We start from the raw sequence: 26,046 nt of genomic DNA on the forward strand, positions 1-26,046 counted from the left end.
ATCTCGTATATGAGAGAAGTTGCATTTATAAAGCAAAATAAAGAAAAATGGTTGAGTTTTGAGAAAGCTGTTTTCAATAATGACTTTAAAGATGCAGACGAACTTGCTTCAGAATACATTCAACTTATAAACGATTTGGCTTACGCTCAAACCTATTACCCTAAAAGCAAGGTTATTACCTATCTTAACCAGCTTGCTGCCAAGGCATTTCAAAAAATTTATAAAACTAAGAGGCATGACACCAAAAGAATTATAGGGTTTTGGAAAACAGAAGTCCCGTTAATTTGCTATCAGTATAGAAAATTTATTTATACAGCATTTATAATTTTTTTCGCATTCACTGCCATAGGTGTTGTTTCAGCTGCAAATAATGCTGAGTTTTTACGTTCGGTTGTGGGTGACCAGTACGTAGATAACGCCATTAGAAATATTGAAGCCGGAGATCCTGTTGCTGTCTATAAAAGTGGTAGTAACTGGGGTAGTTTTATTGGTATTACCATCAATAATTTAAAAGTAGGCATTATTGCCTTTGTTTTGGGTGTTTTTCTTGGAATTGGCACACTTTGGGTGCTACTAAAAAATTGTATTATGCTAGGTTCTTTTCAATATTTCTTTTATGAAAAAGAAGTGTTTTGGGAAAGTGTAAGAGGTATTTGGATTCATGGTTCTATGGAGATTTTCGCTATTGTCATTGAGGCAGCGGCTGGTTTAGTACTTGGTGCCAGTATTTTATTTCCAGGCACACACTCTAGATACACTTCTTTTAAAATTGGTGCCAAAACTGGTGTAAAAATTTTAATTAGCACATTTCCGTTTACCTTTTCGGCGGGATTCCTTGAGGGCTTCATTACCCGCTACTCTAATATCATGCCCAACTGGTTATCGGTTGGCATCATAGTATCCACCTTGGGTTTAATTAGTTTTTATTACTTGATTTATCCCTACAAAATTCAGAAAAAAATCACCCAAGTTCCTTCATTAAGACCTATCTATTCTTGAATTTTAAAAAAGCACATATTGTTTTCTACTTAATATTATTTTTTTGCTTTTTTAGCAACTCTTTTGGTTTAGAGCCGTTTCAAACACCACAGACTTTTAGACATTTTGATGTCAATTTTAAAGACAAATACAGGTCAGAACGTTACAATTATGAAGGCGTAAAGGTAATTAGGCAAACTCCTGGTGGCTCCGGCAATTATGAAGAATACGAAAATAAAGACACCAAAATAAAAGAAGAAAGTGATGAAGATTATTGGAGTGTTAATTTAGATGGTTTTGAATGGATATTCTACATCATACTTTGTCTTGCGGTTATATATTTAGTTTACACCCTATTAAATGAAGGTGGTACTGGATTGTTTTCTTCTGGCAGAAACCGAAGCATAAACACCTTTGAAGACATTACTGCTGAAAATATTGAAGATGCAGACATTCATACTTTAATAAAGCGTGCTGAAAAAGATAATAATTACAGACTAGCAATTAGATACTATTACCTTTTAGTATTAAAAACACTGAGTATAAAAAACCATATTAAGTATGAAGACGATAAAACCAATACTGAATATTTAAGCGAAATTAAAAACAAGCCATTTGAAAATATATTTGCTTACACCTCTTATTTATACAACTATATTTGGTATGGAGAATTTGCTTTAAATCCAAATCAGTATAACAAAGCAAAAACCAATTTTCTAATGCTATTAGAACAAGTAAAATAATGAGAAGAGAATTTCCAATCATATTAGTTGTTGTTATACTAATTATTTTTGGTGCTTTTGCATTAGGTATAAAGAGAACTAAAACTATAGATTGGGAAGAATCTTTTAATGAAAATAGCACAAAACCATATGGCTTAAGTGTTTTTTACAAAGAGCTTCCGTATTTATTTAAAGAACATGAAATAAGAACGGTATACCATCAGCCTCAAAGCTATTTAGCAGCTAATTCAGAGGATGGTTGGGGTGATCATGTAGCTAAAGGTAATTATATTAAAATTGGAAACTCTGATTATTTAACGCCCTTATCGGTTGATGAACTTTTGAATTTTGTAAGTAACGGGAATACGCTTTTTATCTCAGATTATTATTTTGCTGAAGAAATTCACGATACCCTTGGCATACACATTGGTTTTGAACACAACCCCAATAAGGATAGTATTTCTAAACTTTCATTCACTAATAAATCACTTAATTTTACGGAAATAGATAAAAATGACGGAGACTATTATTTTACCGATTATGACTCTATTTACACTACTGTTTTAGGTCATGTTAAAACTGACAAAAAACGTACAAACTTTATACATACTTCATTTGGTAAAGGTTCTATTTATCTTCACTTAGAACCTAAAGTATTTACAAACTACAACCTTTTAAAAGACAACAGACATCAATATGTTGAAAGCCTTTTATCTTACCTTCCAGATAATGACGTTTACTTAGATTCTTACAGTAAATATCAATCGGGCTATGACAGTGATGTAGAACAAGAATCTAATCTTAGCTGGTTTTTAGACCAATTAGCATTTAGGTGGGCTTGGTATACAGCCTTAATTTTTGGCATATTATTTATGATTTTTAATGCCAAAAGGAGACAACGTATTATTAAAATAGTAAGACCGCTTCAAAATACAACAGTAGCTTTTGTAAAAACTATTTCTAATTTATACTTTGAAACTAAAGATTACAAAAACTTAATTGATAAAAAAATAACTTACTTCTTTGAGAAAATAAGAACCGATTATAATTTAAATACCAATGAGCTTAACGACGTGTTTATTTCAAAACTTGCTGCAAAATCTGGTAAGAAAAAGAAAGATGTAAAAACATTGATAAATTACATTAAACTCATACAATCTAAGAGAGCGTATTTTGAAGGAAACCTAGTTACACTTAATAAACATATTGAAAATTTTTATTCCTAAATAATTATGAAGGACAACGAAGAAACACACGAACAAGACGATTTAACACCAAAACCTGATATTGTTGATTCTATAGATGATGGTGCTTTAAAAGAAGATGAAGTATTAGAATTTAAAAACCGTTTAAATTTATCTGAACTGCAAAACAGTGTTCAAAAGATAAAGCAAGAAATTGGTAAGGTTATTGTTGGTCAGAAAGACATGGTAGATATGCTAATTGTCTCACTTTTAGCACAAGGACATTCTTTAATTGAAGGAGTTCCAGGTGTTGCAAAAACGGTTACTGCCAAGCTACTTTCAAAATCGTTAAATGTTGGGTTTAGTAGAATTCAATTTACACCAGATTTAATGCCAAGTGATATTTTAGGTACGTCGGTTTTTAATTTAAAGGACTCAGAGTTTGAATTTAAAAAAGGCCCCATTTTCTCAAATATGATTCTTATCGATGAGATTAACAGGGCTCCAGCAAAAACTCAAGCCGCACTTTTTGAAGTAATGGAAGAACGGCAAATTACCATTGATGGTAATAAATTTAAATTAGAGGCGCCTTTTATGGTTTTGGCAACCCAAAATCCTATTGAACAAGAAGGAACTTACAGATTACCAGAAGCACAATTAGATAGGTTTTTATTTAAAATTGATGTAGACTACCCAAATCTTGATGAAGAGGTTGAAATATTAGAACGAGAGCATGCGTTAAAAGACGAACAAAAAACCGATAAAATCACCTCATTTTTAACAGCAAAACAAATTGCTGATTATCAAGTATTAGTTAACCAAGTTATCGTTGAAAAGCACCTATTAAAATATATCGCTGAATTAATTGTGGCTACAAGAAGTAACCGATTTTTGTATTTGGGAGCTTCTCCTAGAGCATCTATCTCCATTCTAAAAGCTAGTAAAGCCTTTGCTGCCATGACGGGCAGAGATTTTGTCACCCCTGAAGATATTAAACGTGCTGCAGTACCAGTACTTCACCACAGGGTAATTGTAACTCCTGAACGTGAAATGGAAGGTGTGACTAGTAAACAAATTATTAAACAAATTATTGAAACAGTTGAAATTCCTCGCTAGTTTTAAAACAAACAATGTCACTAATCACTAATCACTAATCACGTTATTGAACTTCTTTAAACCTTTTTACATACAACCAAGATTCTTTTATGCAGGCATAGGTATTGTAACTTTATTTAGTTTTAGCTACTTTATACCGGTACTATTTAACATGGCGCAATTGTCTATTCTGGTTTTAGTTTTCTTGTTTTTAATAGACTTCCTAATTATTTTTATTGGCAATAAAAGGATAAACGCAAAACGCATAGTACCAGAAAGGTTTTCTAATGGTGATAATAACAGTATTACTGTAGAAGTTACCAACTATCATCCTTTTACCGTATTTATTGACATTATTGATGAATTACCTGAACAGTTTCAAAACAGAAATTTTAAACTCAAAAACTTTCTAAATCCTAGAAAAACTAAAACAATTACATATAACGTAAGACCAACAGAACGTGGCGAATATCACTTTGGTTATTTAAATATTTATGTATGTTCTGTCTTAAAATTGGTGGCAAAACGTTACAAATTTGATAATGGCACCATGGTTCCAACCTATCCGAGTTTCAAACAACTAAAAAAATTTGAACTACTTAACATCAACAAAAACTCTACCGATTATGGTATAAAAAAAGTACGAAGATTGGGACACACCATGGAGTTTGAACAAATAAAGGAGTATGTTCAAGGCGATGATATTAGGACTATAAACTGGAAAGCCACTGCCAAGAAAAACCAATTAATGGTTAACCAATTCCAGGACGAAAAATCGCAACCGGTATATTCTGTAATAGATAGAGGCCGCAACATGAAAATGCCATTTAATGGCTTAAGCTTATTAGACTACGCCATTAATTCCACCTTGGTAATTAGTAATATGGTATTAAAAAAGCATGATAAAGCAGGTATGCTCTCATTCTCAAAAAAAATAAATAATGTAGTAGCTGCTGAAAGACGTAGCGCTCAAATGCAACTAATATTAGAAAGCTTGTATAATGTGAAGACCGATTTTTTTGAAAGTGATTTTGGTAGGCTTTACAACAATTTAAAAAAGCATGTTACTCATAGAAGCTTAATTTTACTTTATACTAATTTTGAAACATTAGATGCCTTAAACCGGCAACTGCCCTACCTAAAGGCCATTGCTAAAAATCATCTATTAGTAGTAATCTTTTTTCAGAATACTGAACTAGATAACTTAATAAATAATAAAGCGGAGACCATTCAAGAAGTATATGATAAAGTCATTGCTGAGAAATTCGATTTTGAAAAACGTCTCATTGTAAACCAATTAAAAAAGTACGGTATTTATTCCATTTTAACCACACCAGAGAATTTAACCATTGATACCATCAATAAGTACCTTGAAATAAAAGCTAGAGGTTTACTTTAAAACAAATTCTGTTCTTTTTAAAGAATATCAAATATTCTATTGATTTTATCCTTTTCAGTTAAAAATCAAACCATAATATTTAACTATTTAAAAAATATATTTTAATTAGCATTTCTTATGATGGTTTTCATTAATAGTTTACATACTTTTATGATATATAATTTACTAAAATGACTATAACACAATTATATTACGTACTGGCAGTAGCCGAACATCAAAATTTCACAAAAGCAGCAGAAAAATGCTTTGTTACCCAACCTACTTTAAGTATGCAGATTCAAAAGTTGGAAGATCAGTTAGATGTTCAAATTTTTGATAGAAGTAAAAAACCTATTGAGTTAACTGAAGTTGGTAAAAAAATAGTAACACAAGCAAGAAATATTGTTAATGAATCTTACAGAATACAGGATATTGTAGACCAGCAAAAAGGCTTTATTGGTGGTGAGTTTAAACTTGGAATCATTCCAACCATAATGCCTACACTATTACCTATGTTCCTTAAAACCTTCATAAAAAGGCATCCCAAAGTAAAACTTAAAATAGAAGAATTAACTACTGAAGAAATAATTTCTAGAATAAAAGATGGCCATTTAGATGCTGCCATAGCTGCCACCCCTCTAGAGGATGATAGTATAAAAGAGCGCGTACTTTATTTTGAACCATTTGTTTGTTACATACCAAAGAATCATAAATTATATGGAAAACAAAAAATTGATAGTGCAGATTTGGAAATAGATGATATGCTATTACTTGAAGATGGACATTGCTTTAGAGACGGAGTTATTAATTTATGTAAAGTTTTCAAAAACCATATTGATGATAAATTTCAGTTGGAAAGTGGTAGTATTGAAACCCTTATAAAACTCTCTAATGAAGGTCTAGGCATGACACTTTTACCCTATTTACACACCTTAGATATTAGAGAAAAGGAAAAAGATAATTTGCATTATTTTAACGAACCGCCACCTGCAAGAGAGGTGAGTATTATTTACCACAAAAGTGAATTAAAAATGCAAATTATTGAAGCTTTACAAGATGTAATTTCTGGAATTATTAGAGGCGCCATTGCTTTTCAGGATGTGAAAATTATAAGTCCTGTACCAAAAAAATAAAAGACACTAAAAAAGCGACCTTTCAGTCGCTTTTTTTATGGTTTTAAATAAATTAAACATCTATCTAATTCAGGGTTTTGCAGTACAAGAGAGTGAATATAAATTTTAAGCTCTTCAATCTCATAAGGTAGTAATCTGGTTACCGCTTTTTGTACTTCTCTGCAAAACAACGTAGCATCAAAACTAACTTTATTAAGTACAGTTTTGGTGTACTCTAACATTGCTCTCGCCATAGTTATCTTAAGGTTTTGGTTTAAATTAAAAGTAGATTTGTTTTATAAACTTGTTATTAATTATTAAACACCTAAAATTAGTAAAAATTTTCATTAAAAGTATTCTTTAGTCTAAAATTTAACATTTAAAATCGATTATCTCCATCTAGTAAATCACCTAGCCCTCCTAATATACTGCCCTCGCCTTTATCTTTACCTCCACCTCGAGGCGCTGATGCTAATACTCTTCCTGCCAACCTGCTAAATGGTAATGATTGAACATAAACTGTACCTGGTCCTTGTAGTGTTGCAAAGAAAAGTCCTTCACCACCAAATATGGTATTTTTTATACCTCCAACAAACTCAATGTCATAATCAACGGTATGGTCAAAACCCACTATACAACCCGTATCAACCTTTATGGTTTCTCCAGACATCAATTCCTTTTTAGCCATGGTACCTCCAGCATGAACAAATGCCATACCATCACCTTCTAATTTTTGCATAATAAAGCCCTCACCTCCAAATAGTCCACGACCTAATTTCTTAGAGAACTCAATGCCCACACTAACACCTTTGGCTGCACATAAAAAGGCATCCTTCTGGCAAATAAACTTACCACCGAATTCTGTTAAATCTATTGGGACTATCTTCCCAGGATATGGCGATGCAAAGGATACTTTTCGTTTACCAATGATTTCATTGTAAAAGGCCGTCATAAAAAGGCTCTCACCTGTTAAGATACGTTTACCAGCTCCTAAGATCTTTCCTAAGAATCCTGTATCTTTTTGAGAACCATCACCAAAAATAGTTTCCATTTTAATACCTTCATCCATCATCATAAAACTTCCTGCCTCTGCAATTACGGCTTCTTGAGGATCTAGTTCTATTTCTACATATTGCATTTCCTCTCCGTAGATAGTATAATCAATTTCGTGTGCTGTCATTTTTTTGTTTTTTGTTTGATTCGCTTATAAGTTGATTTGATTAATGTTTTGTTACAGATTAAGATTTAACTTTCACACTCCACTCAAATTTAAAGATCGACACGGCAACACCTTCTTCATTAACACCAACAGATTCAAGCCAAACAGTCTGCCCTTCACCAGTTTCCATAGCCTTATTAAGGGTTCTATCAATAAGATCTCCTTGACTACATGTAAAATTTATTCTTCCTGTTGCTTTCTTGGTGTACTTTGCCTCATTTGAAACCACTAGCATAGAGATTCTTTTGCCAGATTCTTGAATTTTACCAATCATAATAGCGGCCGTTGAAAGTTCCGCAGCCATACCCTGAACTGCCCAAAACATAGATTTAAATGGGTTCTGATTAATCCAACGGTGTTTTACTGAAACCATACATTTTAAGTTACTTAATTCTTTTACCCTAACTCCGCACAAATAGGCAGCAGGGAGCTTAAACATACTGAAAACATTTAGTTTTCTGGGAGTTAACTTCATACTTAAAGCTTTAATACTTCACTAATTTATAAAATTTAAAGATATTTATAAATGTTAAATATATGTTAATTTTCAGTACTATGTGTAACAAAGTACCTGTTTTTAAACATATATTTGCATAAGAAACTATTATATGTTTTTAATCAATCAAAAAAAATCATGTTAAGTAATCATCAAAAAAACATTGCAACTTTTATTCACTTATCGACCTTTAGTAGGTTTATAATACCGTTTGGAAACTTTATTGGCCCCATTATTCTATGGGTAACCAATAAAGATAAATCTGAGTTTATTGACGACCATGGTAAGCAAGCTATAAACTTTCAAATTAGTATATTGTTATATGCCATTATCATAGGAACCTTAACTATACCTTTTTTTATTTTCAAAATATTTCATGGCATTGACTTTATAGATTTTAACGGGTTCCATAATTTTCATATTAACATTAGTAAACCTTCACCCCTACTATATATTGGAGGTGTGCTAGGAGCCTTTGCCATTATTGCTTTTATATTAGAATTGATATTTATAGTTATTGCAAGCTTAAAGGCCAGAGATGGAGAATATTACAGATATCCGTTAACCATAAATTTTTTAAAGTAATGATAAACTAAATCCAACTTCTCGATACATCACGCTTACGCGAGACACTCGAAGTGATCAAAAACAATTTCATCAAAATAATCAATCATCAACCTACCCTGAGCATAGTCGAAGGGGCAAAATCAATCAAAAAATGAACAGTCTTAAAATATTAAACGAATTGAAACTATGAAGATAGAGAATACAAAAGCACAAATGCGTAAAGGGGTATTGGAGTTCTGCATACTTTCTGTTTTGAAAGATGACGATGCTTACGTTGCAGAAATTTTAGACACCTTGAAAGACGCAAAGTTGCTAGTAGTTGAAGGAACCATTTACCCACTACTAACGCGACTAAAAAACGCTGGACTCTTGAATTACAGATGGGAAGAATCAACCTCTGGACCACCAAGAAAATATTACGGTTTAACAGAAACCGGTAAGTTATTTTTAAAAGAATTAAATAATACTTGGAGCGAATTACAAAACGCCGTTAACATAGTAACAAGCCAAAAAACAACAAAAAAATGAATAAAACAGTCAACATAAATTTAGCAGGTATCTTTTTCCACATTGATGAGGATGCATACTTAAAATTACAACGCTATCTTGAGGCTATAAAACGTTCATTTACAGACTCTCAAGGACGTTCTGAAATTATCGCTGATATTGAAGCTCGAATAGCTGAACTTTTTAGCGAGCGTGTACAAAACCACAAAGAAGTTATACGTATTAAAGAGGTTGATGAGGTTATTGCCATTATGGGACAACCTGAAGATTACCTAGTAGACGACGAGATATTTGAAGATGAGCCTCAAGCTTCATATCAAAGAAGAACCAACGCACCCTCTAAAAAACTGTTTAGAGACACAGACAACTCTTATGTGGGTGGTGTCTCCTCTGGTTTAGGTCATTACTTTGGAATTGATGCTATTTGGGTACGCCTTGCTTGGATCATTCTATTTACTGCGGCAGGTACTGGCATATTACTCTATATTCTTTTATGGATATTAGTTCCAGAAGCTAAAACCACGGCAGAAAAAATAATGATGACAGGAGAACCTGTTAACATTAGTAACATAGAAAAAAAAATTAAAGATGGCTTAGATAGTGTTTCTGAAACCGTAACTGATGTTGCCAAAAACGTATCAGATACTGTTTCTGGAGCCGCCAAAAGTGCTAGTAATGCTGCAAAAAATGTAGATTTCAAAAAGCAAACAAATAAAGTAAAATCATCATCAAGTGCGTTTTTTGAAACAATAGGAGAAGTGTTTATGTTCTTCTTCAAAATATTTGCAAAACTTATTGGTATCTTACTCATATTTATAGGAGCCGTAACTATTATCTCTTTAATAATCTCACTGTTATCTGTTGGAGTGATAGATATTATTCATGTACCTTGGATGGAAAATGCTGAAATATTTAGCGCTAGCGATTCTCCACTTTGGTTAGTATCATTATTTACGCTGTTTGCAGTTGGCATTCCGTTTTTCTTCCTGTTTTATCTAGGCATAAAGATTTTAATAAACAATTCAAAATCCATTGGTAACATTGCTAAATTCACGTTGCTAGGTGTTTGGCTTATATCAGTAATTGGTTTAGTTGTAATTGGAGTGAGAGAAGCTAGTGAACATGCTTACGATGAATCATTTACTGAGAAGTACGAATTAAATATTACAGCTAATGATACGCTAAAAGTTAAAATGCTAACCAATGACGTAATGGATAGTTATAGACGCCGTCATAATTCATTCAAAGTAGCTAATAATGAAAAAGGAGAAAAAACTATTTATAATTCAGACATTTTAGTCGTAGTACGTTCTACGACTGATTCTTTAGCTTCTATACACATTAGAAAAAGTGCAGACGGCAGGACTTATGATAAGGCCATTGAACGTGCCAAAAATATAAATTACAATTATAGCTTTGACAATAATACCTTAATGCTTGACTCTTTCTTAACTACAGCAGTAGAAAATAAATCTAGTGATCAAGAGGTTGTTGTGGTTCTATATCTTCCCGAGGGGTCTATTGTTCATTTTAACAATAACACCAAGTCTTTTTTAAATTATTATAAGAACAGAAATAATATTGTTTCAAGTAAGCAAACTAATTTGTTGCTTCAAGTAATTGAAGACAATACAGAATGTTTGGATTGCCCCGAAGAAAAAACCTTTGAAGTTGATGTAGACATTCATAACGAAACATCTGGATTAAAAATAAATAAAGAGGGTCTGGAAGTTAAAGGCGAGAATGTAAATGTAAAAGTTGATGGTATTGGTTTGAAAGCAGAAAGTGAAGCCGTAAAATACAAAATCGATTCAGATGGTGTTGAATTCAAATCTAAGGACGATTAACGATTTATCAACGAAAATCAACAATTCAGAAACTTAAATTATAATAAAATAGTTAATTAAAAGACATTTGAAACATTAAAAACAAATCACAATCAAAAAACAAACAATCATGACAACATTATTAAAAATTATTGTAACTGCCATTTTAAGCTTATCACTTGTATCCTGCAATTTTGATATTAATTTTAGCACAGGAGTTAAAGGCAATGGTAATGTAATTACTGAAGATAGATTTTTATCAGAATCATTCTCAACCATAAAAGCCAATGAAGGATTAAATGTATATTTAACACAAGGCAACGAAGAAAAAATTGCTGTTGAAGCCGATGAAAATTTACACGATATTATTGTTACTGAAATAGAGGATGGAGTTTTAAAAATCCACACAAAACAAAACATTGGTAAAGCGTCAGCCAAAAAAGTTCATGTTAGCTTCAAGGATATTACTAGTATTATTTCCACTAGTGGTAGTGATGTATATTCAACCAATACACTTTCGGCAGACGAACTAACACTTAAAACAACCAGTGGAAGTGATATGGAACTAGATGTAAACACATTTTACCTAAATTGCAAATCTACAAGTGGCAGCGATTTAAAACTCTCAGGAAAGACCAAAACGCTAGACGCAGAAGCCAATAGTGGAAGTGATATAAAGGCAGGTAATTTAAAAGCAGAGTCTAGTATAGTAAAAGCATCTAGTGGAGCAGATATTACAATTAACACCTCAAAGGAATTAATAGCTAAAGTTTCAAGTGGTGGTGATATAAAATACTACGGAGATCCAGAAATTGTAAACAAAAGTGATAATGTATCAGGAAGTATTAAAAAACTTAATTGAAGTCAACCTCTAAATCCACCTTTACTTTTAATATATAAAACCTATCAGAACTGGTATTAATCAACCAAAAAAAGGTCTTCAAGTATGAAGACCTTTTTAAATTGGAATTGTTACCTTTACTCGAACATATAATTTAAAATTTATACGTTAAATGAAGTATGTAAAAACTGAACTATAAATTCTATTTTTAGAACTTAAATCAATCTAAACTTTAAATATTTATGCATTATGTCAATTAAATTTTTAAAATAAGTTGGTTAATCAACAAAGATAGCTTTGTGTTTAAAACTAAATACTTTAGCGACTAACAAAGAATAGTGTCTTCTTTGATATTAAATTATTCTTTATGCTTTTACAAATTATTGTTTTTTGAACCTGATTTCTCAATCCAACGAACACTCAAATCAGGGTTACCAATTTCTTTGTCCAAAGGAAACATAGGTCGTTTAATACGCTTGTAGGGTAAACGTTCTAAATCTTGGTCTACACCTCCAGGAGTTAATGCCATCACCCAATCGCCACGCATGTTATACAACTCTGGTACTAAATAACCTATTTTAACAACTACAACATCGGTATCTCTAGGGTTTAAATTTAAATCGGTAAAGTCTTTTTCGTAATGATAAGGCTTACGCTTTTTGGTTACAATAACCGATATATTTCCCGTTTTTACCACCACTTCAACTTCGGCATTTTTATCACCTTTTTTAATAGCTGTAACTTCTCCTTCTAATAATACCGGAGGTGCATATCTATAATCAACCTCAGCACCTACGTAGGCTTTTACTTTACCACCAACACCTACTTTTAATGCTTCTTTAATCAATTTTGGCCCAGGGATGGATGCATATATTAAGGATTTACCATCTTTATTTTTAAATTCTTCTATCGCTAAAAGTTCATTCAACGTCCAAGTTACGTCTCCAGCTCCACCTGCAGTAGGATTATCTCCCATATCACTCAACATAAATGGTTTTTTATCACTTTTCATGGCGGTTTTAATAGCTTCTTCAAATGGTAATGTGGGAGCTACAAATTCAAATTCATTACGCACATCCCAAAAACTTTGTGCTAACATTTCGGCAGATGCTTTTACTTCATCTTTATCATCTCCGGTTACCATAACTACAGCGTGATTTCTAGGTTCGTCTGCCCAGGCATAGCCTACCCAAATAGCTGCATCAATAACACCTAATTTTTTCGTTTGTGGTGCTACTTGAGCATACAGACTTTTACCAGGTTCTATTCGAGTGCTGGTTTTTTCCCCTGGTAATAAAATAGGCACTGGAATCCAAGCTTTGTATTTTGGTTTGTTTTTTCCTGATTTTAATCTATCTAATAAGTTAACTAATGCTCGTTCTTTTGACTCGAAGGCATCTTCATGAGGCGCAAGACGGTAACATGTAATCAAATCGGTTTCTTTTGCTAATTTCTCAGATACGTTTCCGTGTAGATCCATACAAGTAGAAATAACACAATCATATCCAACTACACTTCTTATTTGCTTAATCATGTCGCCTTCAGGGTCATCTAAACCCTCTACGCTCATAGCACCGTGAATATCAAAAAATAATCCATCGTATGGAATGTTTTCACGTAAACTATCAAGTGTTTTTTTCATCAAAGCGTCATAGGCTTCTTTGGTAACAATACCTCCAGGAATTGCATGTCCTTTAACTGCTGGAAAATAATGAGCTTGTTTTCTCAAACTGTCGTCTGGCTCATTTAAAAAAGGAAAATATTTAAACACATCCTCTCCGTAATAGGCGTGAAACGCATCTTCTGAAGTTGTAGCTGGAGAAAAGGTACTTGACTCTATTGCTAAACCAGTAATGGCTACTCGAGGTAATTGGTTAACACTTTTCTCATTCTTTTTACAACTTACAGATAGAATGATTGAACATAAAACTAAAATTAAATTTCTTAAATCCATAGTAATTTTTATTTATTTCTACAATTTACCCACTATCAATTTACCATGATATACCTCAGCTCTCAGGGTTTTATGGGCGTTGTTAATATTTAAATCTGTTATTTTTCCACAGGGCATAATAACAAGGTTTTCGTCAGCCTCTTTGATCATGTGTTTAATTAAATCCTGCCCTTGCTGCCAAGTCTCTCCTTTACCTGAGGTCAAAATCGTATCTATGCCTTCAATTTTAATCAATTCCTTAATTGTTTCAATAGGATTTGTGATGGCATCAATAGCTTTATGAATTGTAACTTTCATGGGATGAGCTAGTTCTACTAGTAATTGAGTTCTTTTTAAATCCATCATATTATTGGCGGTTGTAATCCCAAAAACAACACCTTCAACACCTATCGCTTTACAAGTTTCTATTGCCTGCTTCATACTCTGAAATTCTTTTTCGGAATAATTAAAATCACCTTCTCGTGGTCTTATAATGACTCTAATTGGAATATTAGACTGCCTTTTAACTTCTTTTATTGTATCAAAATCTGGTGTTAATCCATCCAAATCTAAACGTGCACAAAGTTCAATTCTATCGGCTCCTTGTTTTTCAGCATTTAGTGCTTGTTGCAACCCCTCTACACAGGCTTCTTTTATGTATTTATTATTCAAATCCATAACATCATTTTACACTCACTTTTTTCAGGGATGGTCTACTTTTAGAGTTATTTTTTGAAACGGAAACTACTTGTATTTCTATTGTTTTTTTATTTTTATTTATTTTGAAAGGTGCCACATAATAGTCTGTATTTCGTGTTTTGCCCAACCATATTTTTTTACCGTTTTTAACTTGATATATATTATGGAATTCAGCTCGTTTATCACCTTCAATATGTACATACAACTCCACGCTATCATCTTGTTTAAAAGGCGTAATAGTCACTTTAGGATTTTTAATGGCGGTACTGGATTTCTGTTTTATTGACAAGGCGCCAAGATATACCATGTCTCCTTTGCTTCCTGAGAATTCTATTTCAATCTTAATAACCTTTAAGCCTTTTAATTCTGATAAGTTAAAGGTATTTTCATTCCATACTTTATCTAATTTCACATGAAATGCATGTTTTGAACCATCATTTGTATAAAGTATGTATTGTAATTTCCCAACGCCCTTACAGACTATATTTAACACCTCCTTGCCGTTTAGCCTTAATGCTGTTTTGTATAGCGGGATTTTAGATAGTTTTACATGCTTTTTAGCCTCTATTTTTACTGATGAACCTCCCGTATAGCTTTCATTAAAATCAAAACCAACGTTAACCTCAGTAGTATCTACCTGCCATTGCCATGTGGGTAAAATATCTTGAATACTTAAATTATGCCATTCTGTATCGGACACTCTTTTTCCTTTTTCATTAAAAAATCGCCCTAAGCCATAATTGAAATGGGTTGAAAATGGAAGTCTCTGAATAACCGAACGCGCAGGAATATATTTAGAAAAACCTTTCCATTCTTTAGATTGCCACGCAGGAACTTCTTCCTTTAAAATGGTACCGTTCCAAAATTTTTGTTCTTCCTCATAAACCGATTCTGGTTGTTTATCCTTGGCTATATCAAAAGTAGAATTTGGCCAATATAAACCTATAGATGTTGTATAAGGTTTTTCATTTTTATATAAGCCTTTCCAGTTGGTTGGTGTTTTATAACTTCTAGATTGAACGTCAATACCAGAGTATAACTCCCACGGACTTCTACCCAAGGCTTTGGCACGTTTATGAGAATCTTCCAATTGGGTTTCACTCCAACCAAAATCAATAAACATAATATCTGAACGCTTTTCATCTTCATTTTGAAAATACATGCTGTTATGGTGATTCAACTCGTCTTGCCAAATGACGCGTCCGTCTTCAATCATGGCATCGTACCACATAATTTTTAGATATCCCTTCGCTTTTTGTTGGTAATATTTTAGAAATTCTTGCATTAAGTGCGCTTCTTTTTCGGCCATACCATGGGTTTCTTGATTGATAAACCAACCTTCAAATCCGTAAAGCCTAGCCACTTCAATTAGTTTATCGGCTACTGGAAAATTACCCATTTCATCTTTCTGTAAAAACTGGTGCACCCATTCCTCCTTACCTCCATACACATTGGGTGGAAAAAATACGGTTCCCAAAATTTCAACACCATTTAAGTGAGCAGACTCTATCCAAAAAGCGGTTGGTGTAACAATAATGCCTTCTCCAGCAGAACCTCCCCATTGCACCAAATAATCGATGTACTGCCAATACGGAAACGCATATTGTTGAACCGTTTGAAACCCCTGTGAAGGATGATTATTAGTAGTATATGGTGCAATTAAAGATACCACCGATGGGTTGGTACTTAATTCTGGATTTACCTGTGTGTTACTATCAACAAATCGTTCTTGTAATGACAGATAACTTTTATTGAATTTAACATTGTTATCTTCTCTGGGATTCCACTCTAAAAGCTCATCGATAAACCAATATGACGAAAAAGGTTGGTATTTTCCAAAGTCTTTCTGAGCAACAGCATATTGACAAACGAAAATTAATAGGATTATTAGAAAAAATCTTTTAAGCTTTTGCATATATATTATACTTTTTTGAGTATTAATTATTCTTCTTTTAAACTTCTAATGGTTGCCCCTAAAAAATCTAAACCTATAGATTGACATACACCGTTTTTGTTCTTTTCTTTCATTTTATCCAAATTCCATTGATATACATCATCTGCCAATCCCCAAAGTTGTGTAAATTGTTCAATATATAATTTATCATTCTCAATTGCCGTAAACTCAGGTTTAAATTGATTGGTTGCAATGTCTCTTGTATTCCAAATGGCTTCAAAAGTCTTTGAAATATTATCAGTTAAATCAATATCTAAGTGTTTTTTAATCTCATCTTGCGCTAAATACCGTACCATAATGCCTCTTCCTGCGAGATAGTCTCTGCCGTGTTCAGGTCCGAAACTGGAATAACAAGGAGCTTCTCTCATAATACCATCTACATTTGCAATTAATCCATTTTGAATCCCTTTAGCTAAATTCTCTATTAAATTATTGATTTTCGATTTGAAGGTACCGCTATCAAAATTTGGATTAATATTTGTCCTTTTTAAATAAGCATCCAAATCATCGGCTATTGCCAACATATCTGTTAAGGAAGCCACCAGCATGCCTTGGTCCCCCGACCATATCCAGCCCTCTGCCCATGGTGGATGAATTTTTTCAATATAAGTAGAACCCTCAATAAACGCCATGGGTCGCTCTTGAACCAAAACACCTTCTGCATCTAATTTCTTGAGATATTCAAAATCCTTTAAATTAAACCACTCATCAAACCAAACCCACTGCTTGTAAGCCATATCTAAGTACTTATCTCCATTGGCAATACCTTCTTCTGAAAGACAACGATAAATACGAGACGAAAGCAAAAAGAGTAACACATTGGTTACGGTATTCTTTACGCCTTTACTTTCTCCGTTGGCATCTCCATTTCTGCATCCATGCAAAACAGGGAAGCCTTCATCGGAATTATCGTAGGCTGTTTTTTTCTTGTATTCCCAACATAAATCTGTTGATAATTTTAAATAAGCATTCGCTAATTCTATATTACCAATTTTAAGCAAATGTTTTCTGGCATTTAAGGCCATAAGTCCCCACCATCCAAAATCATCAGCCCATAACTTGCCAGAGTCATAGCTATGGAAAAATTCTAAATTTTCCTTTAACATATCCTCCACCTCCTTTTGAATTTCAATAATTTCGCTATCGTCTGGCCACTGATTTTGAAGCGCATCAACAAAAACCAAACAAGCATCGAAAGTATTACCACGTTTCCAGAAATCCTTAAAATTCCATACCGACTTAAACCTATTAAAGGCTGATACCGCTTGATTTTTCAAGACCTTTTCTGATGAAGAACTAGACTTACAACTGGATAATGTCATTAATAAAGGTAAGCTAAATAAAGAAGCTCCAAACAAAGTTGTGTTTTTTATAAACATTCTTCTTTTCATAATATTGAAATGATATTAGTAACCTATTTGCATGTCATTCAGTTATATATTTACATCTGATTGAGTGATTGAATTTCTATTTTTTCTTACTTACCTCCTTGTGTTAGAATATTTTAAATTACACTTTGGAATGTATCGATTCAATTAACTTCAAAGAAGCTTTCATAAAGCCCATAGCATATGCCATACCGGCATACCAAGACCCATCACAACTCATTTGTGGGGTATGGTCTGGTATTAGTATCCCCTCAAAATTATTCTGCTTTAAAATTTCCAATATCTTAAACATATCTATGTCGCCTTCGTCCACAAATACTTCATGATAATTGGGCACTTTCCCAACAACATTCCTAAAATGAACGTAGGCAATTTTGTTTTGTTGACTGTATTGTCTGGTCGCTTCATAAACATCTCCTTCAGTCATTTCCGAAATGGTTCCTAAACAGAATTCAAGGTTATTACTTTCGCTTGGTTGCATATCGATAAGACGTTGGTACATATCGGGTTGATATACCAAACGTGGTGTGTTTCTAACATGAGGCATTGGTGGATCGTCTGGGTGGGCCGCCATCTTTACACCTGCCTCCTCGGCTACTGGTATCACGTGGTCTAGAAAGTATTGTAAGCGTTCCCAAAGTATAGCATGCGACACTCTTTCTACAGTCCCTGCTGGTGCATTGTCGTCATAGACCATATTCCACACCATACCGTTTGGAATAGGTGTTTCATCTACCGAACCTTCCATTCCTACAGAAACTGCACCACCACGGGCAAATGGTTTTTCTACCCTACTGGAAACCCCTGCCAAAGAGAAATTATAGCCAAAGACTGGAATGCCTGCTTTACCTACAATTCTTATTTGCTCTTTAACCAACTCTATTTGCTGTTCCTTTTTAGGGCCATCTAAAAGTATATCGTGCCATATAGAGGGGTCAAAATTCTCAATGGCATACCACTCTAGTCCATGACTATTAATCTCTGCTTTAATTTTTAGAAGTTCATCTAAAGTCCATAACTCTCCATTCCCTGCTTTTCCCCATCCTCTATCGCCTCCAATAGGCTGATTGGCATTCGACTTATCATTGTCTGCATTCCCAAAATAATCTACCATATGTACCACCAAATGTGTGGCACCACATTGCTTTGCAAACTTATAATGCTGTTCGTTCAGCATGTGACGGTATAATCCGAATCCTAATTTCATTTCACTAATTTTTTATGTTTTGTTTAAGAATGATTGGACCTCCTTATCGGAATATCCACAGTATTGTTTTAATATCTCTTCGGCATGTTGGTTGAGTAAGGGTGCCGGTTTTTCAATTTTTTGTGGTGTGTCGCTAAACTTTACGGGAAAGCCCGTGGTTTTTATAGTGCCCACTTTTGGGTGTTCGTACTCCAAAATCATGTCATTATGTTTTATCTGTGGGTCTTCCACCATTTCTTTAAAACTATTAACTTGCGAACACCAAATATCTTCTGCCAATAATAATTTTAACCATTCGCTGGTGGTTTTGGTTTTAAAAACAGCATTAAATTCGTTTCGAATATTATCACGATTATCAATAATATTATTCGACTTATACGCCTCCGAATCGTACTTGTCCAAACCAATAACTTGCGCTAGTCTTTGTACAGAATTCATCCCAATGGCAATGTAACCATCAGAAGTGTTGTATAAACCATAGGGTGCACCTAACCAAGGATTTGGAATACCGCTTGCACTGCGCTCTGGATTTTCCCCTTTTAACAAAAAAGCTGTTATCTCTTGAATATGAAATCCTAATGCAGAACTCAATAAATTAGCTTCAATTTTTTGTCCCTTACCAGTAACACTTCTTGAATATATCCCAGCTAAAACCGATTGCACAATAAACAAACTGGTTAGCAAATCGGCTTGGCCTACGGCCGTAACCACGGGCAACCCACCTTTCTGTCCGTTTAAATAGGGAGCCCCACTTATCGACTGCGCCAGTAAATCCTGCCCTGGTCTTTTTAAATATGGTCCTGAAGCCCCGTATCCAGAGCTAGAACAATATACTAATCCCGGATTTAGCGTTTTCATATCTTCATAACCCAAACCTAAGCGCTCCATTACACCAGGACGAAAATTTTCCAAAAGAATATCCGCCTTAGCAATTATATCTTTTGCTATTTTTTTGCCTTCGTCAGATTTTAAGTCGAGTGCTATACTTTTTTTATTCCTGTTGAAGCTTATAAAGGAAATGCTCTCTCCTTCGGGATATAAATTCCCATAAGAATAATGACGCATCCAATCGCCTTTTACAGGTTCTATTTTAATGATGTCTGCGCCCATATCGCCCAACATTTGGGTAGCCCATGGCCCTTGTGCCAATTGCGAAAAATCGGCTACTACCAATCCTTTTAATGGTCCGTGTTGCTCCATGACTATTGCTCAGACTTTTTTATAAATTTTTTAATGGCTAATTGCGCTTCTTCATCAAGGTATAATTGCTTAACTACAATGGCTTCTTCATTGATGCGTTCCTCAAAAGGTATTGTTGTTAAACTCATATTTGCCAAACGCTTTAATTGTGCTACAGATTTATGAGGTCTTCTTGAAAGTTTCCCTGCAAAATCCATCACTTCTGTTAAAAAATTCTCGTTGGAAACCACCTGATTAACCAAACCCCAATCTTTTAAGGTATTGGCTTCATATTGCCCCCCTAGAAACAACATTTCCTTAACTCTGTTTACACCTATTTTTTGTATTAATCGTTGAGTACCACCACCACCAGGAACTAAACTTAAAAACACTTCTGGTAGTCCCATTTTTGCGCTTTCAGATGCTAAAATCATATCGCAGGCTAAGGCTATCTCGCAACCACCACCAAGGGCAAAACCATTAACACCAGCAATCCAAGGTTTATCTGCATTTTCAATAGCATCATATAGTTCTTTACCTTTTTCTTGAAAGGCGTCAAATTCTTCAGGTGTTTGGCTTCCGTATTCCTTAATATCGGCTCCTGCCATAAATGCTCTACCCGTTCCAGTTATTACCGCAACATGATATTCAGATTGAGCGTTAATCCAATGAATACCTTCAATTATTTCATCCATCATCTCACGATTCATGGCGTTTAATTGAGCTGGCCTATTAAATTTTAATACAGCAATAGCGTTGGTGGTTTCAATGGTTATCGTTTTAAATGCTTTCATAACTTAACAGATTTGTAACAGTCGTTTAACCTATTCATTATTACCTCTGAATTTGTGTCTTTTAATATGCCTTCGTGAACAATATCGGCACCCTGCTCTTGAAATGCATTCCAACCTGGATGTTGCGGACGTATATAAGCATTTTCAATAGTCCATTTGGTATCCTTAAAAAAGTTATGACATAAGGTGTTGTTATCCTTACTTTCCCAAGCATTTTTACTTGCTGGTTGTCCGCCATTTTTGGTAAAAACCCCTTCTTGAACCTCTGCACTAGCAACATAGCTCACATAATTTGAAGCCATTTCAGGATGTTTTGTTAGAGCAGACACCGCTAAACCTACACCGCCCATAATGGTTGCTATGTTTTTTTGTTGCCCTGTTGGACTGTTAATAAAATACACTAAGATTTTGGTGTAATTTTGGCGCGAATAGTTTGTGTATCCAAATAAATAGGGCGAATATATAATACCATCCTCATTTCCCATCTTATCCAATATTTGGATGGGATTCCAGTTTAAAGATTGTGGATGACTTTGTTCAACATGAAACTTTATATCATCTAATACCGAAATACCTACTTTTGAATTTATTTCCTTATTTTGGATGAATGCCGGACCATAATTTTGAACACAAAGCGTTAAAAACGTACACCAAATATCTGTTGGGCAAAGTGCCCAAGCCACGGAAAACCCAGAAGGTAACTTTTTATAAAATGCTTTTAATTCCTCTTGATTTTTAGGTAAGCTCAGTTCCAAACTATCTATAATATCTTTTCTATATGAAGCCACCAAAGCAGCCGCATCAATTGGAGTGGCGTAAAGGTGGTTCTCATAATTATAGATATCGAAACATTTGCCTAAAGCCTGTTGTTTCAAGGCGTTTAATTCCTCGGTTTTTATATAATCTTCTAACTTAAGCAATAAACCATTTTTATGGGCTTGTCCCATATAGGGATGGTCTATGGTTATTAAATCAAAATTTTCAATTAAATCTTCAATAGGCGTGTCTCCAAATTCCTTTAGAGAACGAACTTTCCAAGTAATATTGACATTTGGATTGTTTTTTTGAAACGCCTTTGATGTCGCTATTAGGGGTTCATAACCCCTTGGATGGTCCCACGCTATGCCTTTTAATTCAATCATTATAACTTAATTAAATTATAACCAGCAAATATTTACTGGTGTATTTACTTTAAAAGTTGATTTTTTTTGAAGTGTGCCATCGTTAGTGTTTATCTCAAACACTACTAAGCTATTACTATCCTGATTGGCGGCTATAAGCCATTTGCCTTCGGGATGGATATTAAAATCTCGTGGGTTTTTACCATAGGTAGTTTGATGCCCTACAAGGGATAATTGTTTTGATTGGGCATCAATTTTAAAAATAGTAATGGTTTCAGAACCGCGATTGGATGCATATAAAAAATTACCGTTCGGGTGTATTCTCAGGGCCGCACCACCTATGGCTCCATTATAATTATCAGGAATAAAACTTATCTTTTGAACTATAGCATGTTCACCCACGGTTAAATCTGCAACAAAAAGCTCCCCAGTTAATTCTCCGAGTATATAGGCAAATTCTTGGTTGCTATCCATAACCATGTGTCGCGCACCACTACCCGCTTCAATTTTAACATCCAAAGCTGGCGTGCCCTCCCATTTTTGTTCTTTTTCTTTCCATTGGTAGGCCTTTGCGGTATCTAAAGTTAAATCTACCGCGTACATATGATTATGTGCAAAAGGATATATCATGTGGGCATGCGCCGCTTCCTGCCTTTCTTTGTTAGGTCCAATACCTTCGTGTTTAATATCTTGTGAATAGGGTTTGATACTACCGTCTTGATTTATAGGATAAGACAATATGTTTCCTGACACATAACTGGCTACTACCAAGTTGTTTTCTATAATTGCCAAATGACAGGCATAATCGCCATGTATAGGCTGTGAATTTATCATACTTAATGCACCATCTTCCTCAATCTTATAGGCATAAAGTCTTGGTTGTAGGTTTTGGTACATTTCCTCTAGTGCATACAAGAATTTTTTATCATTTGAAATTGCTAGGTAACTAGGGCTTCGCTGTTTAGTATAGCTTTTTTCAATTATCTCACCTGTTTCTAAATTAATTTCAAAACAACCTACACCTTCGCCTTGTGGACTTTCAGCTGGAGCACCCTGCTCTGTATAACTTCCTGTATAAAAAAAACCCATACTTTGTAATATTATAGTTATTAAAATAGCTTTCAATGATTTGTTATTTTTCGCGTAAGGGACGTGGATCGTATTGAATGGTGTGATTCATGTAAGCCCCGTCTATATACAAATCGGCCCCATTAATGTAATCTGCCATATCACTTGCTAAAAAGGCTACCGTATTACCAACTTCCTCTACATTACCAATTCTTCCAGATGGTATCCAATTATGAAACTTCTCTCTACCAAATTTATTAATTTCCTCTCGATTCATATTCGTTTCTATGGCCCCTGGTGCTACAGATACGACTCTTATATTATCCTCTGCCAATTCCAAAGACAGACATTTTGAAAACATTTTTAAGCCCGCTTTTGCAGAACAATAGTGAATCAATCCTTTTCTAGGCACTGCATCATGAATTGAGGAAATATTTATAACAACACCACCTCCATTGTTCTCCATACGTTTGCCTGCCTCTTTAGCACATAAAAATGGACCTTTTAAATTGATACCCATTACCCTATCCCATTCGTCTTCTTCTAAATCTAAAACATGCTCTATACTTTCACTACCAGCATTATTGACAAGAATATCAATAGTGCCAATTTCAGCATCCATCTTACTGAACATATCCTGAACTTCCTGAGCTTTTGCTACATTAGCCTTTCCCATACAGACATTAACGTTGTATTTAGATTTGATCTCATCTACTACCTCTTGTGCCTTTTCTTTATTACTGTAATAATTGATAAACACATCTGCTCCACAAGCCGCCAACGCCTTACAAATTCCTGCGCCAATACCTTGGCTTCCTCCTGTTACTAGGGCTTTTTTGCCTTTTAAGTTAATTTGTGTCATTGGATTTTAATTTTTTTTTTTGTTATCGAAACAAGCTGATACCATCTGTTTTAGTTCAGCTATTTGTTCACCATTTAATTGAAAAAATTCAAAGTCTGAGATGTGTGTATTTGATTTTTCAACAATAATTATTTCGCTTCCCTCCCTCATGGCTATATTATGCCAAGCATTAGCAGGAATATTATAGGTAATGTTCGGTTTTAAAAGTTCGGTTTCGAATGTCACATTATTATTTTCAATTTTTGCACCTATTAAAACGGCTTCTCCTTTTAAAAGGATAAATACCTCATCGGTTAAAAAATGAACATCCAATTTCTTTATGTTATCTATGTGTTGTTCTGGCATGTAATTTAGTTGTGCCACTTGCCAACCTTCACGAATTAAAAACGGATGGTAACCATTACCCTCTACTTTGTATTGTTCTATAACGTTTTTACTCATACCGTTTTAATCTTTTGTATTGCCTTTTTTCCAAGACATTTCTATTTCTTCTAATGTTTTGCCTTTTGTTTCTGGAACAAACTTCCATATAAACCAAATAGCTGGTAGTGTTAATGCGCCGTATAAAAAGAAAGTCCCCGACGGTTTTATAGTTTCTATAAAAACTGGATTAGTTAATGTGATAAAAAAACCTGTAACCATTAAAGATAAACTACCAATACTTACTGCCAGACCTCTAATTTTAGTAGGGAATATTTCGCTAATAATAACCCAAACAATAGGACCATAAGAGAAAGCAAAGCAGGCTACATACATTAATAGAGGAATGATTACTAGACTAGACCCAACAGCAAATAATGTTCCAACACCAAATAAAGATATGGCCGCACCTATGACACCAATTAAAAGCAATTTTCTTCGTCCGTATCGTTCAATATTCATGATGGCTACAAAGGTGAAAATTGAATTAACCAATCCTACCAAAACAGCACCCAAAAAAGAACTCTCTACACTTTTAATGGACTCATTTAAAATATTGGGAGCAAAATACATGATAGCTGCAATACCACTTAGGTGAGAAAACATAGGTAGCAAAATACCTATTAAAAAAGGCCGTCTTAAATAAGGCTTTAGTAAATCTTTAAAACCTTGAGATTCTGATTTTGCAACAGCTTTAATTTCTGCTATTTGAGACTGTGCCATAGATTCTCCCATGGTCTTTACCATGATATCATGTGCTTTGTCTACTTTACCATTGACAGCTAACCATCTAGGACTTTTAGGAACAAAAAACAAGAGTACCAAGAATAACAATGCAATTGGGATTTCTGTACCAAACATGCCGCGCCAAATTTCTTGAACAAATAGCCAATTCCAAAAACCACCACTTTCTTGGGTTATAACACCAGCTGATTCCCCTGCGTTATTTAACACCATCCAATCTACTAAAAAAGCCAACAAAATTCCAAGTGTTATTGAAAGCTGATACAGTGATACCATTTTCCCTCGTTTTTCAGGTAAGGTTAATTCTGAAATATAAATAGGCGCTACAACAGACGTAATACCCACACCTATACCGCCTATGATTCTCACTACAACTAAAAATATGAAAGAATCGTTAGATGATGATGACAACCAATAGGTATTGTTTAAATCGCCTAAAAACTGGGGTGGCAGCATAGAACCAAACGCAGAAATCAATAAGCATATAGCTGCAACTATCAGAGCATTTTTTCTACCAAATTTATCAGTTATACTTCCTGATATGATACATCCTAAAATGGTACCCAATAAAGCCGATGACACCACCCAACCAAGCATGCTGGGAGAAAGGTTGTATTGTGCTTCTAAAAATGTATTACATCCAGAGATAATGGCAGTATCATAACCAAAAAGGAACCCTCCAATAGTAGACACAAAACTGATTCCGTAAACGTAAAATGATGTGTTGGTTTTCATAATTTATATTTAGTGTT

At 34.1% G+C, this 26,046-nt stretch carries 25 protein-coding genes; 10 read left to right on the forward strand and 15 right to left on the reverse strand.

Annotated elements, in window-relative coordinates:
• The first annotated feature begins 9 nt into the window (after positions 1-9).
• The 6 genes from DFQ02_RS10600 to DFQ02_RS10625 all read left to right on the forward strand — a co-directional run bounded on the left by DFQ02_RS10600 (position 10) and on the right by DFQ02_RS10625 (position 6,490).
• Positions 10-999 (forward strand): stage II sporulation protein M, encoded by a 990-nt coding sequence (locus DFQ02_RS10600; protein ID WP_116524411.1) that lies wholly within the window; start codon positions 10-12, stop codon positions 997-999.
• Positions 996-1,721: a hypothetical protein gene (locus tag DFQ02_RS10605; protein ID WP_116524412.1), complete on the forward strand. Its 726-nt coding sequence runs from the start codon at positions 996-998 to the stop codon at positions 1,719-1,721. Before DFQ02_RS10600 ends, DFQ02_RS10605 begins: the two co-directional genes overlap by 4 nt.
• Entirely contained in the window at positions 1,721-2,926 is a 1,206-nt protein-coding gene (locus DFQ02_RS10610; protein ID WP_116524413.1) for a DUF4350 domain-containing protein, read from the forward strand. The genes DFQ02_RS10605 and DFQ02_RS10610 overlap by 1 nt, the downstream gene beginning before the upstream one ends.
• A 6-nt stretch (positions 2,927-2,932) precedes the next feature.
• A complete protein-coding gene (locus DFQ02_RS10615) occupies positions 2,933-4,000 on the forward strand; it encodes an AAA family ATPase (protein ID WP_116524414.1) in 1,068 nt (355 codons plus the stop codon).
• A gap of 46 nt (positions 4,001-4,046) precedes the next feature.
• The gene (locus DFQ02_RS10620) at positions 4,047-5,378 is read left to right on the forward strand and encodes a DUF58 domain-containing protein (RefSeq protein ID WP_116524415.1); all 1,332 of its coding nucleotides are present in this window, start codon (positions 4,047-4,049) and stop codon (positions 5,376-5,378) included.
• Positions 5,379-5,548: 170 nt separating this feature from the next.
• On the forward strand, positions 5,549-6,490 hold the full coding sequence (locus tag DFQ02_RS10625) for a hydrogen peroxide-inducible genes activator (protein ID WP_116524416.1): 942 nt from the start codon (positions 5,549-5,551) through the stop codon (positions 6,488-6,490).
• A gap of 35 nt (positions 6,491-6,525) precedes the next feature.
• Here the strand turns inward: DFQ02_RS10625 and DFQ02_RS10630 are convergent, their stop codons facing one another.
• The 3 genes from DFQ02_RS10630 to DFQ02_RS10640 form a co-directional block, all read right to left on the reverse strand.
• Positions 6,526-6,723 carry a hypothetical protein gene (locus tag DFQ02_RS10630; protein WP_116524417.1) on the reverse strand — a complete coding sequence of 66 codons (198 nt, stop codon included), beginning with the start codon at positions 6,721-6,723 and terminating at the stop codon, positions 6,526-6,528.
• Between the two features lie 125 nt (positions 6,724-6,848).
• Positions 6,849-7,649: a TIGR00266 family protein gene (locus DFQ02_RS10635; protein WP_116524418.1), complete on the reverse strand. Its 801-nt coding sequence runs from the start codon at positions 7,647-7,649 to the stop codon at positions 6,849-6,851.
• A 58-nt stretch (positions 7,650-7,707) separates the two neighbouring features.
• A complete protein-coding gene (locus tag DFQ02_RS10640; RefSeq protein WP_116524419.1) occupies positions 7,708-8,163 on the reverse strand; it encodes a DUF4442 domain-containing protein in 456 nt (151 codons plus the stop codon).
• A gap of 159 nt (positions 8,164-8,322) precedes the next feature.
• Here DFQ02_RS10640 and DFQ02_RS10645 point away from each other — a divergent pair, with 159 nt between their 5' ends.
• The 4 genes from DFQ02_RS10645 to DFQ02_RS10660 all read left to right on the forward strand — a co-directional run bounded on the left by DFQ02_RS10645 (position 8,323) and on the right by DFQ02_RS10660 (position 11,946).
• Positions 8,323-8,769, forward strand: coding sequence for a DUF4870 domain-containing protein (locus tag DFQ02_RS10645; RefSeq protein ID WP_116524420.1), 447 nt, complete (start codon positions 8,323-8,325; stop codon positions 8,767-8,769).
• 168 nt (positions 8,770-8,937) lie between these two features.
• Positions 8,938-9,279: a PadR family transcriptional regulator gene (locus DFQ02_RS10650; protein WP_116524421.1), complete on the forward strand. Its 342-nt coding sequence runs from the start codon at positions 8,938-8,940 to the stop codon at positions 9,277-9,279.
• A complete protein-coding gene (locus DFQ02_RS10655) occupies positions 9,276-11,105 on the forward strand; it encodes a PspC domain-containing protein (protein WP_116524422.1) in 1,830 nt (609 codons plus the stop codon). Before DFQ02_RS10650 ends, DFQ02_RS10655 begins: the two co-directional genes overlap by 4 nt.
• 109 nt (positions 11,106-11,214) lie before the next feature.
• Positions 11,215-11,946: a head GIN domain-containing protein gene (locus DFQ02_RS10660; protein ID WP_116524423.1), complete on the forward strand. Its 732-nt coding sequence runs from the start codon at positions 11,215-11,217 to the stop codon at positions 11,944-11,946.
• Between the two features lie 352 nt (positions 11,947-12,298).
• Here the strand turns inward: DFQ02_RS10660 and DFQ02_RS10665 are convergent, their stop codons facing one another.
• The 12 genes from DFQ02_RS10665 to DFQ02_RS10720 form a co-directional block, all read right to left on the reverse strand.
• Positions 12,299-13,879 (reverse strand): M81 family metallopeptidase, encoded by a 1,581-nt coding sequence (locus tag DFQ02_RS10665; RefSeq protein WP_116524424.1) that lies wholly within the window; start codon positions 13,877-13,879, stop codon positions 12,299-12,301.
• Between the two features lie 18 nt (positions 13,880-13,897).
• Positions 13,898-14,536, reverse strand: coding sequence for a copper homeostasis protein CutC (locus DFQ02_RS10670; RefSeq protein WP_116524425.1), 639 nt, complete (start codon positions 14,534-14,536; stop codon positions 13,898-13,900).
• 4 nt (positions 14,537-14,540) lie between these two features.
• The gene (locus DFQ02_RS10675) at positions 14,541-16,472 is read right to left on the reverse strand and encodes an endo-beta-N-acetylglucosaminidase (protein WP_116524426.1); all 1,932 of its coding nucleotides are present in this window, start codon (positions 16,470-16,472) and stop codon (positions 14,541-14,543) included.
• Between the two features lie 26 nt (positions 16,473-16,498).
• Positions 16,499-17,902 carry a glycoside hydrolase family 76 protein gene (locus tag DFQ02_RS10680; protein ID WP_116524427.1) on the reverse strand — a complete coding sequence of 468 codons (1,404 nt, stop codon included), beginning with the start codon at positions 17,900-17,902 and terminating at the stop codon, positions 16,499-16,501.
• A gap of 118 nt (positions 17,903-18,020) precedes the next feature.
• A complete protein-coding gene (locus DFQ02_RS10685; protein WP_116524428.1) occupies positions 18,021-19,106 on the reverse strand; it encodes a mannonate dehydratase in 1,086 nt (361 codons plus the stop codon).
• Positions 19,107-19,118: 12 nt separating this feature from the next.
• On the reverse strand, positions 19,119-20,306 hold the full coding sequence (locus DFQ02_RS10690) for a CaiB/BaiF CoA transferase family protein (protein ID WP_116524429.1): 1,188 nt from the start codon (positions 20,304-20,306) through the stop codon (positions 19,119-19,121).
• A gap of 2 nt (positions 20,307-20,308) precedes the next feature.
• A complete protein-coding gene (locus DFQ02_RS10695; protein WP_116524430.1) occupies positions 20,309-21,079 on the reverse strand; it encodes an enoyl-CoA hydratase/isomerase family protein in 771 nt (256 codons plus the stop codon).
• Complete coding sequence (locus DFQ02_RS10700; RefSeq protein WP_116524431.1) at positions 21,076-22,221, reverse strand: ABC transporter substrate-binding protein; 1,146 nt, start codon at positions 22,219-22,221, stop codon at positions 21,076-21,078. Before DFQ02_RS10700 ends, DFQ02_RS10695 begins: the two co-directional genes overlap by 4 nt.
• Before the next feature lie 15 nt (positions 22,222-22,236).
• Positions 22,237-23,289: a lactonase family protein gene (locus DFQ02_RS10705; protein ID WP_116524432.1), complete on the reverse strand. Its 1,053-nt coding sequence runs from the start codon at positions 23,287-23,289 to the stop codon at positions 22,237-22,239.
• 43 nt (positions 23,290-23,332) lie between these two features.
• A complete protein-coding gene (locus DFQ02_RS10710) occupies positions 23,333-24,130 on the reverse strand; it encodes an SDR family NAD(P)-dependent oxidoreductase (protein ID WP_116524433.1) in 798 nt (265 codons plus the stop codon).
• A gap of 6 nt (positions 24,131-24,136) precedes the next feature.
• Positions 24,137-24,571, reverse strand: a complete 435-nt coding sequence (locus tag DFQ02_RS10715; protein WP_116524434.1) for a cupin domain-containing protein — start codon at positions 24,569-24,571, stop codon at positions 24,137-24,139.
• 6 nt (positions 24,572-24,577) lie between these two features.
• Positions 24,578-26,029, reverse strand: coding sequence for a sugar porter family MFS transporter (locus DFQ02_RS10720; RefSeq protein WP_116524435.1), 1,452 nt, complete (start codon positions 26,027-26,029; stop codon positions 24,578-24,580).
• Between the last annotated feature and the right edge of the window lie 17 nt (positions 26,030-26,046).

Origin of the sequence: Seonamhaeicola aphaedonensis, assembly GCF_003386195.1 — a bacterium.
Taxonomy (GTDB): domain Bacteria; phylum Bacteroidota; class Bacteroidia; order Flavobacteriales; family Flavobacteriaceae; genus Seonamhaeicola; species Seonamhaeicola aphaedonensis.